Origin of the sequence: Aeromonas sp. QDB63 (genome assembly GCF_027707425.1) — a bacterium.
Lineage (GTDB): Bacteria > Pseudomonadota > Gammaproteobacteria > Enterobacterales > Aeromonadaceae > Aeromonas > Aeromonas caviae.
Genome location: NZ_JAPCIS010000024.1, coordinates 19,616 through 33,173 on the forward strand (window position 1 = coordinate 19,616; position 13,558 = coordinate 33,173).

Sequence of the window (13,558 nt, forward strand, 5' to 3'; positions counted from 1 at the left end):
CATGTACCTCCCGCTGAGCTGGCCACTGTTGGTCATGCTGGGAGCGATCAGTGCAGGGGCTGGAGCCGCTCCTCACAACCTGGCCATCCGAGGGGCGGATGTCTCCACCCTGGCCGAACTCGAGCACTTGGGCGTTCACTATCAGGACGAAACGCGACAGGGGGATTTGCTAACCCTGATGCGCGAGCGTGGCCTCAACCTGGTGCGCCTGAGGCTGTGGGTCGAGCCCCGCTCGGCCAAGGGGGAATCCTTTGGTGGTGGCAACAATGATCTGGAAAAGGTGATTGCACTGGCGCAGCGAAGCCGTGCTCTCAACTTGCCCTGGTTGCTCGATCTTCATTACAGCGACTTCTGGGCCGATCCGGGCAAGCAGTACACGCCACGGACCTGGCGAGGCAAGTCGGAAGCAGAACTGGCGGCGATGTTGCACGATTACAGCGCCGCCGTGATGCAGCGCCTGCGCGAGGCTGGGGTGCCGCCGCAAATGGTACAGGTCGGCAACGAACTCAATAACGGCATGCTGTGGCCGCTGGGGCAACTACACCGGCAGGAAGAAGAGGAGGGGTTCGATCGACTGGCCCAGCTGCTCAAGGCGGCCATCGCCGGGATCCGCGCTGGCAGCGAGGGGGGGATCACCCCACGACTGATGCTGCATCTTGCTGAAGGAGGGGATGAGGCTCAGTGCCTGCGCTGGTTCAAGGCGATGCAGGCGCGCGATGTGCCGTTCGATCTGGTGGGTCTCTCCTTCTACCCCTATTGGCACGGATCCTTGGGTGACCTCTCGCGCACCATGAACAGCCTTGCCACCCAAATCAGACTCCCGCTGCTGGTGGTTGAGACCGCCTATGGGCACGATACCGTCAACCAGGACGCGGTTCGCAATGCCTTCGGTGAGCAGGAGGCCGTGCGCGGCGGGTTTGCTGCGACGCCCGAGGGGCAACTGGCGTTTCTCGATGCCCTGCGTGCCGCTATTGCCGCAGTGCCGGATCGGCTCGGGCTCGGGTTTGTCTACTGGGAGCCGGGCTGGATCCGGGTCACCGGTGACAGCTGGGCCAGTCAGGCTGGCATGGCGTTCCTCGGGATAGACGAACCCCTCGGTAATGGTTGGGAGAACCAGGCCCTGTTTGATCGGGAGGGCAGAGGACTGCCGGCGTTGGCCGCCTTTGCCCCGACCCGCTGACTATTTCACATTGAAGAGATGACAACAGCACCATGAAGACTGACATGAAAAAGACCAAAATCGTCTGCACCATCGGTCCCAAGACCGAATCCAAAGAAATGCTGGCCAAGATGCTGGACGCCGGCATGAACGTCATGCGCCTGAACTTCTCCCACGGCGACTACGCCGAGCACGGTGGTCGCATCAGCAACCTGCGCGCTGTCATGGCCGAAACCGGCAAGCACGCAGCCATCCTGCTGGACACCAAGGGTCCGGAAATCCGCACCATCAAGCTCGAAGGCGGCAACGACGTCTCCCTGGTCGCCGGCCAGACCTTCACCTTCACCACCGACCAGACCGTGGTTGGCAACAAAGACAAAGTCGCCGTGACCTATGCCGGTTTCACCAACGACCTGCGCGTCGGCAACCGCATCCTGGTTGACGATGGCCTGATTGGCCTGGACGTCATCGAGATCACCGAGCGCGAAGTCATCTGTAAAGTACTGAACAACGGCGATCTGGGCGAGAACAAGGGCATCAACCTGCCGGGCGTCTCCATCAAGCTGCCGGCCCTGGCCGAGAAAGACAAGCGCGACCTGATCTTCGGTTGCGAGCAAGGCGTTGATTTCGTTGCAGCCTCCTTCATTCGCAAGAAAGAAGACGTGCTGGAAATCCGTGAGCACCTGAAAGCCCACGGTGGCGAGAACATCCAGATCATCTCCAAGATCGAAAATCAGGAAGGCCTGGACAACTTCGATGAGATCCTGGCTGTCTCCGACGGCATCATGGTTGCTCGTGGCGACATGGGTGTAGAAATTCCGGTTGAAGAAGTGATCTTCGCCCAGAAGATGATCATCGAGAAGTGCAACAAAGCCCGCAAAGTGGTCATCACCGCCACCCAGATGCTGGACTCCATGATCAAGAACCCGCGTCCGACCCGCGCCGAAGCCGGCGACGTGGCCAACGCCATCCTGGACGGTACCGACGCAGTGATGCTGTCCGGTGAGTCCGCCAAGGGCAAGTACCCGCTGGAAGCCGTGACCATCATGGCCACCATCTGCGAGCGTACCGATGCCGTGATGCCGTCCAACCTGTCCGCTGCCAACGACAGCAACAAGCTGCGCATCACCGAAGCAGTCTGCAAAGGCGCGGTAGAGACCTCCGAGAAGCTGGACGCCCCGCTGATCGTGGTTGCCACCGAAGGCGGCAAATCTGCCAAGGCCATCCGCAAGTACTTCCCGAAAGCCTGGATCCTGGCCATCACCACCAACAAGAAGACCGCTGCCCAGCTGGTACTGACCAAGGGTGTGGTTGCTCACGTAGTTGACAGCATCGCCTCCACCGACGATTTCTATCGCATCGGTAAAGAAGCGGCGCTGGCCAGCGGCATGGGTCTGAAGGGTGACGTGGTTGTCATGGTCTCCGGTGCCCTGGTACCGAGCGGTACCACCAACACCGCCTCCGTTCATATGCTCTGAGCATCTTCTAATCACCAAGAGCCTCCGATGTGGTACATCGGGGGTTCTGTATATCGGGGGTAATATGGTCTCCCTAGCTGTGATCTCTCTGCAGGTTGTTCACTCGGGGCATTACCGGAGAATTGGAGGCGCCAACCAAACTAATCGTCGGAGATGTGCGAGTGAACAACCATAAAAATGTCCACTTAACCGTCTTTGGTCGACAGCTTCTTGTCCGGCGCGTCCTTGAACAGGGCCTGCGTGTTGAAGAGGCGGATCACGCTGCCGAGTCACTATCCGAGCAACTGACAAGTGGCTCACTCGATATCGCAAGGAGGGACCTGATGGCTTGCTCGGTCACTCTTCTTGCCCCCATGCCATTGATGACCAGCGCCAACAGGGATTATCGAACTGCGCAAGCATCAACAAACCTATCGACCCATCAGTCATGGGCTGGTGGTGCTAGCCTGCGTGTAAATGTAAACCATCATGCCGCATCAATCGTGCCATCGGGCGTTTCCCACAGGTCTCACCCATCTCTCGCAGCTAAGCGTAAGAACTAGCTAGGCAGGATGTGGCGGAAGCGCCATTTGGTGTTTCTGGCATGGGGTCGACCCGGCAAGCGGCGAGATATTGTTCGGTCTATTGCTGGGCCGGGATGGCCGAATGCGGTTGGTCTATGGGCTGTTGATTGGTGCTTTCTACAGAGATGAGCATTGAGGACTCGTTTGGTTTTGTTTGAATTCTACTGCAATGCATTGAAATATAACTACAAATTGAACTTCTGCTGTTTATGGTCACGAACTTCTGCATGTTGTGTTTCACATATGAAACAGCGGACTGGCTTTACTGGTTTTTTTGCGGCCAAAGCGGATGAAGTCCTGACCCTTCAGTTACTCACACGAACAGCGTTGCTATCTGTAGCAATGCCCTCAAATTTCACCATGTCCCAATTGTGTACCAACCTCACCGGCATTAAAGCCATAAGCCCATGCAAATCAAAGCATTAAAAAAGAGGTATTGCAAAACGTGGAAGTAGAACGTGGGCCCGCTGGCCGGGTGCGCTGATGTGCTCATGTTGCTCGAAAGGAGTATCCGATGACGGCGGCGCCTGGCGCCTGGGTGGGGGTGCCATGCACCGCAATTGCCTGCATGGTAAACCATCGCGCTGGCAGAGCGAAGTCCGGGGCGTTCGCCTGGCGCTTTAATGGGCAGTGGGCGTTGTCCGTGAGCCTGGTCATCCCATCGGTCCGGCTCAGGGCAGGGGAAAGTGAGGAGTCAGGGTATTGAGGTCCAGCAGGGTGAAGTAGCCGCCCTCCTCGGGATACCAGCCGCCGGTGTCGATGTAGTGGACGTTGCCAAGGCGCACCGGCACCCTCACCGGGGTGTGGCCCACCACCAGGGCGGCGAGATCCGCGACCCCGCCCTCGTCCAGCCGTTCGATACGGCGCCTTGACCAGAGGCATACGTTCTTGATGGCCCGAAGCCGTCCGCCGCTCACCCCTGCATCGAGTTGGTCCAGCAGCCCCTGCCAGGTGGAGAAGGGGCAATCGGCGTGAAGCAGCCCGACCGGGCCGGCCGGGGTGGCCACCTCTATGGCCAGGGGCAGGCTGCGGTAGTGGACGGCGAACGCCGCCTGCTCGGCAGGGGTCAGCTGCTGAAACCAGCCGCCGCCGTTTCGGATCCAGTTCTCCCGATCGCAGCTCTCGTAACGGCAGACGTAGTCGTCGTGATTGCCGCAGACCGGGTGAAACCAGGGCCTGGCCAGCCAGTGGATCACCTCGCTGCACTCGGGCCCGCGATCCGCCAGATCCCCGACGCTGAAGAGACGGTCCCGGGCGGGATCAAAATTCAGGGTGTCGAGGGCCTGCTGCAACAGGGCGAAGTGGCCGTGGATGTCGCCGACGGCCAGATCGCGCCCCTGGGCGTTTTGGGGGAAGCGTCTTATCAGGGGGGAGGGTGTCATGGCGTCTCCTGCCTCTATCCCGGACGGGGATGTTTTGTCTGCCTGTACATAAGGTTACAGAAGAAAAGTGGCGAGCGGGCAGGGCCTGGTAAATCATAGGATTGCCCCCGTGAACGTGCGGCGTCACGCGCTGCCTGTGGGGGAGTCACTCCGGGAGGGCGCCTTGTCCGCCCGCTTTCGGAGGCTCTCTTTCTCCACGCTTTTTGACAGGAATCTTGAATGCGGCGTCAGCTGTTGATCTGGATAGGCCCCCTGTGCAGCCTGCTGCTGCTGGGGGCGGCCTTGACCGTCCTCTATCATTTGACCCACCTGTGGCACTGGCACGACATCCGCCAGGCCATCTGGTCACAACCCTTGCCGCAGTTGGGGGGCGCCCTGCTGCTCACCCTGCTCAGCTATGGCTGCCTCTGCTGCTATGATCTGCTGGCCCTGAAGGTGCTGGAAAAACGCCTGCCCTGGCAGCAGGTGGGGATGACCTCCTTCATCGCCTACACCTTCTCCAACACCCTGGGCTTTGCGCTGCTCACCGGCTCCTCGGTACGCTACCGGCTCTACTCCTCCCTGGGGCTTGGCACCGGGGAGGTGGCCAGGGTGATCCTCTTTTGCTCCATCACCTTCTTCCTCGGTCTGCTGGGCTGGGGGGGCAGTGCCCTGCTGCTGGGGCAGGGGGCGGCCCTGCTGATGGACTGGTCCCGCTGGGCGACCGGGTTGTTGCAACTGGCGGGGGGCCTGGCCCTGCTGACGGTGCTGGCATATCTGGTGTGGCCGGGGGCAGCCCTGGTCTGGCGCGGACACCCGCTGTTCCTGCCGCGCATCAGATACCGCCTGCTGCAACTGCTTATCGCCCTGCTTGACTGGATGGCCGCCGCCGCCGTGCTCTATGTGCTGCTGCCATCGGGCAGCGTGCCCTATCCGGTGCTGCTCAGTGCCTTCGTGCTCTCCAGTCTGCTCGGGGTGCTGGCCCATGTGCCGGGGGGCATCGGGGTCTTCGAGGCGAGCATGAGCCTGCTGCTCACCCACTATCTGCCGGTGGACAAGCTGCTCGCCTCCCTGCTTATCTACCGCTGCGTCTACTACTTCCTGCCCTTCCTCTGTGCCCTGCTGCTGTTCGCAGGTCAGGAGCTGCTGCAACAGCGGGCCCGCCTGCACCGGCTGCAGGGGGTGATGATGGCGACCCGGGAGTTTGTGCCCGCCCTGGTGAGCATGGGTACCTTCGCGGCGGGTACCCTGCTGCTCTGCTCCGGGATGATCCCCACCATGAGGGGGCGGATCGAAGCCTTCCTGGAGGTGTTGCCCCTGCACCTGCTGGAGCTCTCCCATGTGCTCGGCAGCGTCAGCGGCGTGTTGCTGCTGTTGCTGGCCCACAGCCTCTACCGCCGTCATGACGGGGCATTCAGGATCACCCAGTGGCTGCTGGGACTTGGCATGCTGTTCTCCCTGTTCAAGGGGTTTGACTGGGAGTCGGCCCTGCTGATCGGGGGCTTCTTGCTCATCATCACCCCCTGCCACTCCCTCTTTTATCGCAAGGGTTCCCTGCTTCACGCCCGGTTTACCCCTTCCTGGCTGATGTCGGTGGGAGCCGTGCTGCTGGGGGCCTTGTGGTTGCTGCTCTTCTCCTACCGCCATGTGGAGTACGACCCCTCCCTCTGGCTGCACGTCTCGGCCCACGGGCCCGGGGCCGCCTCCCGTGCCCTGCGCGCCATGGGGAGTGTCATCGGCGTGCTGGCGGTGGTCGGGGTGGCCCATCTGCTGGCGCCCTTGCGCCTCGCCGCCTGCAAGCCGGATGCCGAGGTGCTCTCCCGTGCCCATGGGCTGGTGATGCGGGCAGGGGGAGGCCACGGCTACCTGGCCCAGCTCGGGGACAAGTCCCTGCTGTTCCACCCCAGCGGCGAGGCCTTCCTCATGTACGGGGCCGAGGGCAGCAGCTGGATAGTGATGGGGGATCCCGTCGGTCAGCCCTCCCTGGTGGAGGAGCTGCTCTGGCAGTTTCGCGAGCGCTGTGACGAGCACGACGTCAGCCCTGTCTTCTACCAGGTGTCGGCCCGCTATCTGCCTGTCTATCTGGATCTCGGGCTCATCCCCTTCAAGCTCGGGGAGGAGGCCATCGTGGATCTGCCGAGCTTCGATCTTGCCGGCAGTCGCCTGCGCAACCTGCGCCAGAGCCACGCCAAGGGCAAGCGGGAAGGGCTGCGCTTCGAGGTGGTGGCCCCCGGTGAGATTGCCCCCCTGCTGCCCGAGTTGAAGGGGATCTCCGACAGCTGGCTGCACAGCAAGCAGGGCAGGGAGAAGGGCTTCTCCGTGGGCAGTTTCGATCCCGCCTACCTCACCCTCAACCCGATGGCGCTGGTACGGCGGGAGGGGCAGATCGTCGGGTTTGCCAACCTCTGGATCAGCGACAACAAGGAGAGCCTCTCCATCGATCTGATGCGCTACAGCCTCGACACAGGGGCGGCGCCGGTCATGGATTTCCTGTTTGTCGAGCTCCTGCTGTGGGGCAAGCAGGAGGGGTATGCCAGCTTCAACCTGGGGATGGCCCCCATGTCGGGCTTCAACGACAACCCCCTCGGCGGTTACTGGGCCCGCCTTGGCAACACCCTGTTCACCCGGGGCAGCCGTTTCTACAACTTCCAGGGATTGCGGCGTTACAAGGAGAAGTTCGGCCCAAGGTGGGAGCCCCGCTACCTGCTCTGTACCGGTCATCTGGTGCTGCCCCGCACCCTGACCCACCTCGTCTCCCTCATCAGTCGCGGCCCCTTCGGGCTCATGAAGAAATAGGAGTTGGCCCATGAGAGCCATGTTGTTGCTGTTGATTTGCTGTTTCGTCTCTTCGTTCACCTTGCCGGCAGTGGCCGCCCAGCCGGGCCGGATCGGCGCGGATCTGGGGCTGGTGGAGTTGCCGGTGGCGCAAGCCTCGTCTTCCCCCATGGTGGTCTTCATGAGCGGGGATGGCGGCTGGGCGGCGCTGGACAAGGGGCTCAGCGCCCAGTTGCAGGCCCACGGCATGCCGGTGGTGGGTTGGAGCTCGCTCTCCTATTACTGGAAGAAGAAGACGCCGGAGCAGGCGACGGCGGATCTGGTGCGCATCCTCACCGAGTACCAGTCCCGTTGGGGGCGCCAGCGCTGGTTGCTGGTGGGTTTCTCCTTTGGTGCCGAGATAGTGCCCTTCGTCATCAATCGTCTGCCGCCAGCCTATCGCGACAGCCTAGCGGGGGCCGTGATGCTCTCCCCCTCGACGGCGTCGGATTTCGAGATCCACGTCAGCGACATGGTGGTGCACGACAAGGGGGGCCGCTATCCCACCCTGCCGGAGGTGACACGGATCCAGACTCTGCCGCTGCTCTGCGTGCAGGGCGCGGAGGACGACTCCCCGGTCAAACTCTGTCCGCGCTTGCAGCAGCCGAACGTGACGACGGTGACCCTGCCGGGCTCCCACCACTTCGACGACAACTACCAGACCCAGTATCAGGAGATTGCCGGGCACCTGGGCCTGGCCCAATAACGGCGAGAGGCCGGGAAAACGACACAGGGCGGCCAATGGCCGCCCTGTTGCCGTGGCCCCTTGCAACTGTCCAGGGGGCTGGCATGCCGGGATCAGAGCAGATCTTCGAGCTGGTACTTCTTGAGCAGGGTGTTGAAGGTGCCGTCGGCCTTGACGCTCTCGATGGCGGCATCGAAGCGGGCCTTGAGCTTGTCATCGTGTTTGCGAAGGGCCACCGCCACCCCTTCTCCCAGGATCTTGTCCTGGGTGCCGTTGAACTGGGGACCGACGAAGGCGAACTGCTTGCCCATCTCCTTGTCGAGGAAGCCCACCTTCAACTGCACCATGTTGCCGAAGGTGTAGTCGGCGCGGCCGGACTGCAGATCCAGCATGGGGGACTGGGCGTTGACGTAGCGCTTGATCTTGGCCACCTCGCCATAGCGGGCGGTGATGAAGTTGTCCTGGGGGGTGCCCTCCTGCACCGCGATCACCTTGCCCTTGAAGTGGGCCGGATCGTCTGCAAAGTCGGCTGCCTTGTCGCTGCGCCCCACGAAGCGGTTCTGCATCATGTAGTAGACCTGGCTGAAGTCCACTTTCTGGCGCCGTTCGTCCGTGATGTTCATGGAGGACATGATGGCGTCGTACTTGCGCACCTGCAGGCCGGGCAGCAGGGCATCCCAGGGCTGGTTGATCACCTCGCACTCGGTCTTCATGGCCGCGCACAGGGCATAGGCGAGATCGACCTCGAAGCCGCCGAGCTTGCCGTTGCTGTCGACCATCTCGAAGGGGGGATAGGTGGCATCGGTGGCGATCACCAGGGGTTTGGCGGCGGCCTGGCCGGCGGTGGCCAGGGCCATCAGCATCATCAGTGTGTTGAGTTTCATGGTCAGTCCCTTGAAGTGTGGTGTCATTCCTAGCGTGCTAAAGGGTGCCGGCCTCAAGGGCCGACGGCTATCTTGCGATGGGTGAGGGCCGGCAACTGGCTGCGCACCGTGCGCTGTGCCGCCAGATCCAGGGTGGCGATGGCCATGCCCTGACCCTCCTCTACCTGGGCCAGTATCCGGCCCCAGGGATCGATGATCATGCTGTGGCCGAAGGTGCGCCGCCCACCGGGGTGGTGTCCCCCCTGGGCACTGGCAAACACGAAGGCCAGGTTCTCCACTGCACGTGCCCGCAGCAGCAGCGCCCAGTGCGCGAGCCCGGTGGTGTGGGTGAAGGCCGCGGGCAGGGCGATGAAATCGGGGGCTGGCCCCAGGCGAAACAGCTCCGGGAAGCGCAGGTCGTAGCAGATCCCGAGGCGCAGCACGCCCCAGGGCAGGGGATGGCTCACCACCTCCCGGCCCGGGGTCATGGTCGCGGCCTCGTCATACTGCTCCTGCCCGGTGCAAAAGCCAAACAGGTGCAGCTTGTCGTAGCGGCTTGCGAGCTGCCCTTGCGGGTCGATGAGCAGGCTGCTGTTGTGCATCTTGCCGGGCTCGTGGCTGGCAAGCGGCAATGTGCCGGCCAGGATCCAGAGCCCGAGCTCCCGGGCCAGCCCCTGTACCCAGGCAAGCAGGGGGTGATCGTCAACGGGGGCTGCCAGGGCCACTCGCGCCCGCTCATCGACCGGCATCAGGTAGAAGTATTCGGGCAGCAGGGCCAGCTCGGCCCCCTCGGCCGCGGCCTGACGCAGCAACGCTTCGGCCTGGGCCAGGTTGTGGTCAAGGTCATCCCCGGAGACCATCTGGAGGACGGCAACGCGCAGTGAATCCATGGTGCCCCCTAGACGGCGCACAGGCGCTCGGCGCCCGCCAGCAGGGTGTCGTCATCCTTGGAGAAGGAGAGACGGATGACTCTTTGATCCGTGCCGTCGTGATAGAAGGCGGAGACCGGAATGGTGGCGACCCCGTGATCGCGGATGAGCCGTTGCACGAAGAGGCTGTCGGGCTCGTCGCTTACCCGCTCGTAGCTCGCCAGCATGAAGAAGCTGCCCGCCGAGGGGAGCAGGGTCAGGCGCGAATCCGCCAGGGCCGAGGCGAGCAGGTCACGCTTGCGCTGGTAGAAGGCTGCCAGCCCCTGATAGTGGGCCGGTTGCTGCAACAGGTGGGCGAAGCCGTACTGCATGGGGGTGTCGGCGGCGAACATGGCGAACTGGTGCACCTTGCGGATCTCCTCCATCAGGGGACGGGGAGCCACGCAGTAGCCCACCCGCCAGCCGGTGACGTGGAAGGTCTTGCCGAAGGAGAAGACGGCGACGGAGCGCTCCACCAGCTCCGGATAGCGGATGACGCTCTGGTGCAGGGCGCCGTCGAACACCACGTGCTCGTACACCTCGTCCGAGAGGATCAGGATGTCGGTGCCGCGCACCAGGCGGGCGAGGCGCTCCTGATCCCCTGCCTGCCAGACGGTGCCGGTGGGGTTGTGGGGGGTGTTGAGCACTATCATGCGGGTGCGGGGGGTGATGCGGGCGGCCACCTCGTCCCAGGGAATGGCGAAATCCGGCGCCTTGAGGGCGATCACCACAGGGGTGGCTCCCTGCAACTGGATCATGGGGCGGTAGCTGTCGAAGGCCGGCTCGAACATGATCACCTCGTCGCCGGGGTGAACCAGGGCGGTGATGGCGCAGAACAGGGCTTCGCTGGCGCTGGCGGTGATGGTGATCTCGTCGCCCGCGTCATAGTGATGGCCGTAGCTGGCTGCAATCTTGGCCACCAGTTGTTCGCGCAGGGCAGGCAGCCCCGTCATGGGGGCGTACTGGTTTTCACCGGCCAGCATGGCCTCGTGGGTCACCCGGATGAGCTCGGGATCGCAGGGGAAGCTCGGCGCCCCCTGGGAGAGGTTGATGCTGGGGTGGCGGGCGGCCAGATCCCCGATCACGGTGAAGATGGTGGTGCCCACCTGGGGCAGTTTGCTGGAAACCTGGGGGATGGACATGGGGCCGTCACCTGCGTGTGTGAAAGAGGTCCCTTTTTAGCCCCCCCAAGGCTTGCCGGACAACGGATTATTCGGCATGGTACGCATGAGTTTTTCTCAAGCATGGAGGCTTGTCATGTTGTCTACCCAGCCGCGTACTCAGTTGCCTCTCTATGGCCTGCAGGTCTTCGAGTGTTCTGCCCGCCACCTGAGTTTTACCCTGGCCGCCGACGAGCTGTGCGTGAGCCAGGGGGCGGTGAGCAAGCAGATCGCCCAGCTGGAGGCGCGCCTGGGCCACCTGTTGTTCGTGCGCGGCACCCGTTGCCTCACCTTGACCCCCGCCGCCGAGCGGCTGCTGCCTTTCGTTCGTGAAGGGCTGGCCCGCATGGGGGAGGGGCTCAGCGCCTTGCAGGCCCTGCCCCACGAGCAGGCGATCAGCATCAAGGTGCCCTCCTGCGCCAGCCGCTGGCTGCTGCGGCGGTTGCAGGCGTTCGAGGGGGAGGCGGTGGAGGTGCGTGGCAGCCACAGCCATGGCATCGACTTCTCCCGGGAGCCCTTCGATCTCGCCATCGTCTACCAGCCCTGCCTGGGGCGCTATCCCCACAGCCAGCCCCTGTTTCGGGAACGGCTGACCCCGGTCTGCGCCCCGGCGTTTGCTGCCAAGCATCGTCTGTTCGAGCGCGACCTGAACGAGCTGCCCCTGCTGCCCCTCATCCATGCCAGCGCCGATAGGCGGGACTGGCGCAACTGGTTTGCCGCCTTCCTCGACATCCCCTGGCAGCCCCAGGGGGGGCAGCTGTTCGATACCCTGGACTTGGCGATGAATGCCGCCTTGCAGGGGTTTGGCCTCTCTCTAGGGGATCCCACCATAGTGGCCGAGGAGCTGGAGAGCGGCGCCCTGGTCGCTCCCTTCGCCCCCGTGCTGGAGACGGATCACGAATACGCCCTGATCGCCCGGCCCGACAGCCAGCGCCACGGGGTGCAGCGGGTCTGTCACTGGCTGCTGGAGGGGGAGGGTCATCCCTGAGGGGACGCGAAATGAAACAGCCCCGCGGGCGGGGCTGTTGTCATGGTGATGGCCGCTGGCCGATTAAAGGGTCACTGGCAGATCTTGTAGTAGACCTCGTTCCAGCGCAGTTGCTCCTTGAGCGCGGGGATGCGGGTGTGCTCGTCGATGACCACAAACTCGATACCCATGATGTCGGCGAAGGTGCGCAGCTGCTCGATGTCCACCGCCTGGGTGAACACCGAGTGGTGGGCGGCGCCCGCCAGGATCCAGGCCTCGGCGCTGGTCTGCAGGTCCGGCAGGGGTTTCCACAGGGCGCTGGCCACCGGGAGTTTCGGCATGGCCTCTGGCAGGTCCACCACTTCCAGCTGATTGACCACCAGGCGGAAACGGTTGCCGAGATCGATGAGGCTGGCGTTGACCGCCTTGCCCGCCGGGGCCGCGAACAGCAGGCGGGCCGGATCGGCCTTCTTGCCTATGCCTAAGTGCTGGGCGTCCAGCACGGGTTTGCCTGCGGCGATGGAGGGGCAGACTTCCAGCATGTGGGCTCCCAGCACCAGGTTGTTGCCCGCTTCCAGATGGTAGGTGTAGTCCTCCATGAAGGAGGCGCCTCCCGGCAGGCCTGCGCCCATCACTTTCAGGGTGCGCAAGAGGGCCGCGGTCTTCCAGTCCCCTTCAGCCCCAAAACCGAAGCCTTGTTCCATCAGGCGCTGGCAGGCGAGGCCCGGCAGCTGGTGCAGACCATAGAGATCTTCGAAGGTGGTGGTGAAAGCGCCAAAACCACCGTCGGTGAGGAACTTCTTCATCCCCAGCTCCTGGCGCGCCGCCTCATACAGGGAGGCACGAAGCCCCCCGCCCGCCTGCACCGCCTCGGTCAGGGTGTAGGTCGCCTCATACTCGGCCAGCAGCGCCTCGATGTCGCTCTCGGGCACGGCGTCGATCACCTTGACCAGATCGCCGACCGGGTGGTAGTTCACCTGATAGCCGAACTGGATCTGGGCCTCAATCTTGTCGCCCTCGGTGACCGCCACGTTGCGCATGTTGTCGCCAAAACGGGCGATTTTGAGGTGGCGGCTGTCGTGGATGGCGGCGGCAACCCGCATCCAGTTGCCAATCTTCTGTCTGGCCTCTTCATCTTGCCAGTGACCCACCACCACGGTGCGGGGCAGCCGCAGGCGGGCCCCCATGAAGCCGAACTCGCGCCCGCCGTGGGCGGTCTGGTTCAGGTTCATGAAGTCCATGTCGATCTCGCTCCAGGGGAGATCCCGGTTGAACTGGGTGTGGAACTGCAACAGGGGCTTTTGCAACTGGCTCAGCGCCGGGATCCACATCTTGGCGGGGGAGAAGGTGTGCATCCACACCATGAGCCCGGCGCAGCGCTCGTCGTGGTTGGCATCCCGGGCCACCGCGCTGATTTCATCCAGGGTGGTACCGGTGGGTTTGAGCACTATCTTGAGGGGCAGGTTCGCCCCCTCGTTGAGCTGGCTGGCGATGGTGTGGGCGTGATCGGCCACCTGCTTCAATGTGGTGGCGCCATACAGGTGCTGACTGCCGACCAGGAACCACACTTCCAGCTGTTTCATCAATTCCATGAGTTTGT

The 13,558-nt window shown here is 63.4% G+C and carries 10 protein-coding genes and 1 pseudogene; 6 read left to right on the forward strand and 5 right to left on the reverse strand.

From position 1 onward, the window contains the following. The first annotated feature begins 1 nt into the window (after position 1). The 3 genes and pseudogenes from PG879_RS14545 to PG879_RS14555 form a co-directional block, all read left to right on the forward strand. Positions 2 to 1,180 (forward strand): glycoside hydrolase family 53 protein, encoded by a 1,179-nt coding sequence (locus PG879_RS14545; RefSeq protein ID WP_223952944.1) that lies wholly within the window; start codon positions 2 to 4, stop codon positions 1,178 to 1,180. Positions 1,181 to 1,224: 44 nt separating this feature from the next. After that, positions 1,225 to 2,637: a pyruvate kinase PykF gene (gene pykF / locus PG879_RS14550; RefSeq protein ID WP_041211341.1), complete on the forward strand. Its 1,413-nt coding sequence runs from the start codon at positions 1,225 to 1,227 to the stop codon at positions 2,635 to 2,637. A gap of 161 nt (positions 2,638 to 2,798) precedes the next feature. Next, a pseudogene (locus PG879_RS14555) lies at positions 2,799 to 3,072 on the forward strand (leucine zipper domain-containing protein); the annotation flags it as partial. Positions 3,073 to 3,871: 799 nt separating this feature from the next. On the opposite strand, the gene PG879_RS14560 reads toward PG879_RS14555, so the two are convergent. Then, entirely contained in the window at positions 3,872 to 4,582 is a 711-nt protein-coding gene (locus PG879_RS14560) for a metallophosphoesterase (protein WP_270830351.1), read from the reverse strand. Positions 4,583 to 4,801: 219 nt separating this feature from the next. Between PG879_RS14560 and mprF the strand changes: the two genes are divergently transcribed. Continuing rightward, entirely contained in the window at positions 4,802 to 7,357 is a 2,556-nt protein-coding gene (gene mprF / locus PG879_RS14565; RefSeq protein ID WP_270830353.1) for a bifunctional lysylphosphatidylglycerol flippase/synthetase MprF, read from the forward strand. Positions 7,358 to 7,367: 10 nt separating this feature from the next. Then, positions 7,368 to 8,081, forward strand: coding sequence for an AcvB/VirJ family lysyl-phosphatidylglycerol hydrolase (locus tag PG879_RS14570; RefSeq protein ID WP_103859128.1), 714 nt, complete (start codon positions 7,368 to 7,370; stop codon positions 8,079 to 8,081). A 92-nt stretch (positions 8,082 to 8,173) separates the two neighbouring features. Here PG879_RS14570 and PG879_RS14575 read toward each other — a convergent pair whose 3' ends face one another. Genes PG879_RS14575 through PG879_RS14585 form a run of 3 tightly spaced genes read right to left on the reverse strand, consistent with a single transcriptional unit; the run spans position 8,174 to position 10,973 of the window. Continuing rightward, a complete protein-coding gene (locus PG879_RS14575) occupies positions 8,174 to 8,944 on the reverse strand; it encodes an ABC transporter substrate-binding protein (RefSeq protein ID WP_045524696.1) in 771 nt (256 codons plus the stop codon). A 53-nt stretch (positions 8,945 to 8,997) separates the two neighbouring features. Beyond that, complete coding sequence (locus tag PG879_RS14580) at positions 8,998 to 9,813, reverse strand: carbon-nitrogen hydrolase family protein (protein ID WP_103859130.1); 816 nt, start codon at positions 9,811 to 9,813, stop codon at positions 8,998 to 9,000. An 8-nt stretch (positions 9,814 to 9,821) separates the two neighbouring features. Next, positions 9,822 to 10,973, reverse strand: a complete 1,152-nt coding sequence (locus tag PG879_RS14585; RefSeq protein ID WP_270825233.1) for a methionine aminotransferase — start codon at positions 10,971 to 10,973, stop codon at positions 9,822 to 9,824. Between the two features lie 115 nt (positions 10,974 to 11,088). On the opposite strand from PG879_RS14585, the gene PG879_RS14590 reads away from it, so the two are divergent. Beyond that, the gene (locus PG879_RS14590) at positions 11,089 to 11,979 is read left to right on the forward strand and encodes a LysR family transcriptional regulator (protein WP_103254854.1); all 891 of its coding nucleotides are present in this window, start codon (positions 11,089 to 11,091) and stop codon (positions 11,977 to 11,979) included. A 71-nt stretch (positions 11,980 to 12,050) separates the two neighbouring features. On the opposite strand, the gene araA is transcribed toward PG879_RS14590, so the two are convergent. Continuing rightward, positions 12,051 to 13,550: an L-arabinose isomerase gene (araA, locus tag PG879_RS14595; RefSeq protein ID WP_270830354.1), complete on the reverse strand. Its 1,500-nt coding sequence runs from the start codon at positions 13,548 to 13,550 to the stop codon at positions 12,051 to 12,053. Positions 13,551 to 13,558 lie beyond the last annotated feature (8 nt).

Coding starts and splice junctions, on each gene's coding strand:
- PG879_RS14545 (WP_223952944.1), top strand. CDS start 2: ATGTACCTCCCGCTGAGCTGGCCACTGTTGGTCATGCTGGGAGCGATC.
- pykF (WP_041211341.1), top strand. CDS start 1,225: ATGAAAAAGACCAAAATCGTCTGCACCATCGGTCCCAAGACCGAATCC.
- PG879_RS14560 (WP_270830351.1), bottom strand. CDS start 4,582: ATGACACCCTCCCCCCTGATAAGACGCTTCCCCCAAAACGCCCAGGGG.
- mprF (WP_270830353.1), top strand. CDS start 4,802: ATGCGGCGTCAGCTGTTGATCTGGATAGGCCCCCTGTGCAGCCTGCTG.
- PG879_RS14570 (WP_103859128.1), top strand. CDS start 7,368: ATGAGAGCCATGTTGTTGCTGTTGATTTGCTGTTTCGTCTCTTCGTTC.
- PG879_RS14575 (WP_045524696.1), bottom strand. CDS start 8,944: ATGAAACTCAACACACTGATGATGCTGATGGCCCTGGCCACCGCCGGC.
- PG879_RS14580 (WP_103859130.1), bottom strand. CDS start 9,813: ATGGATTCACTGCGCGTTGCCGTCCTCCAGATGGTCTCCGGGGATGAC.
- PG879_RS14585 (WP_270825233.1), bottom strand. CDS start 10,973: ATGTCCATCCCCCAGGTTTCCAGCAAACTGCCCCAGGTGGGCACCACC.
- PG879_RS14590 (WP_103254854.1), top strand. CDS start 11,089: ATGTTGTCTACCCAGCCGCGTACTCAGTTGCCTCTCTATGGCCTGCAG.
- araA (WP_270830354.1), bottom strand. CDS start 13,550: ATGGAATTGATGAAACAGCTGGAAGTGTGGTTCCTGGTCGGCAGTCAG.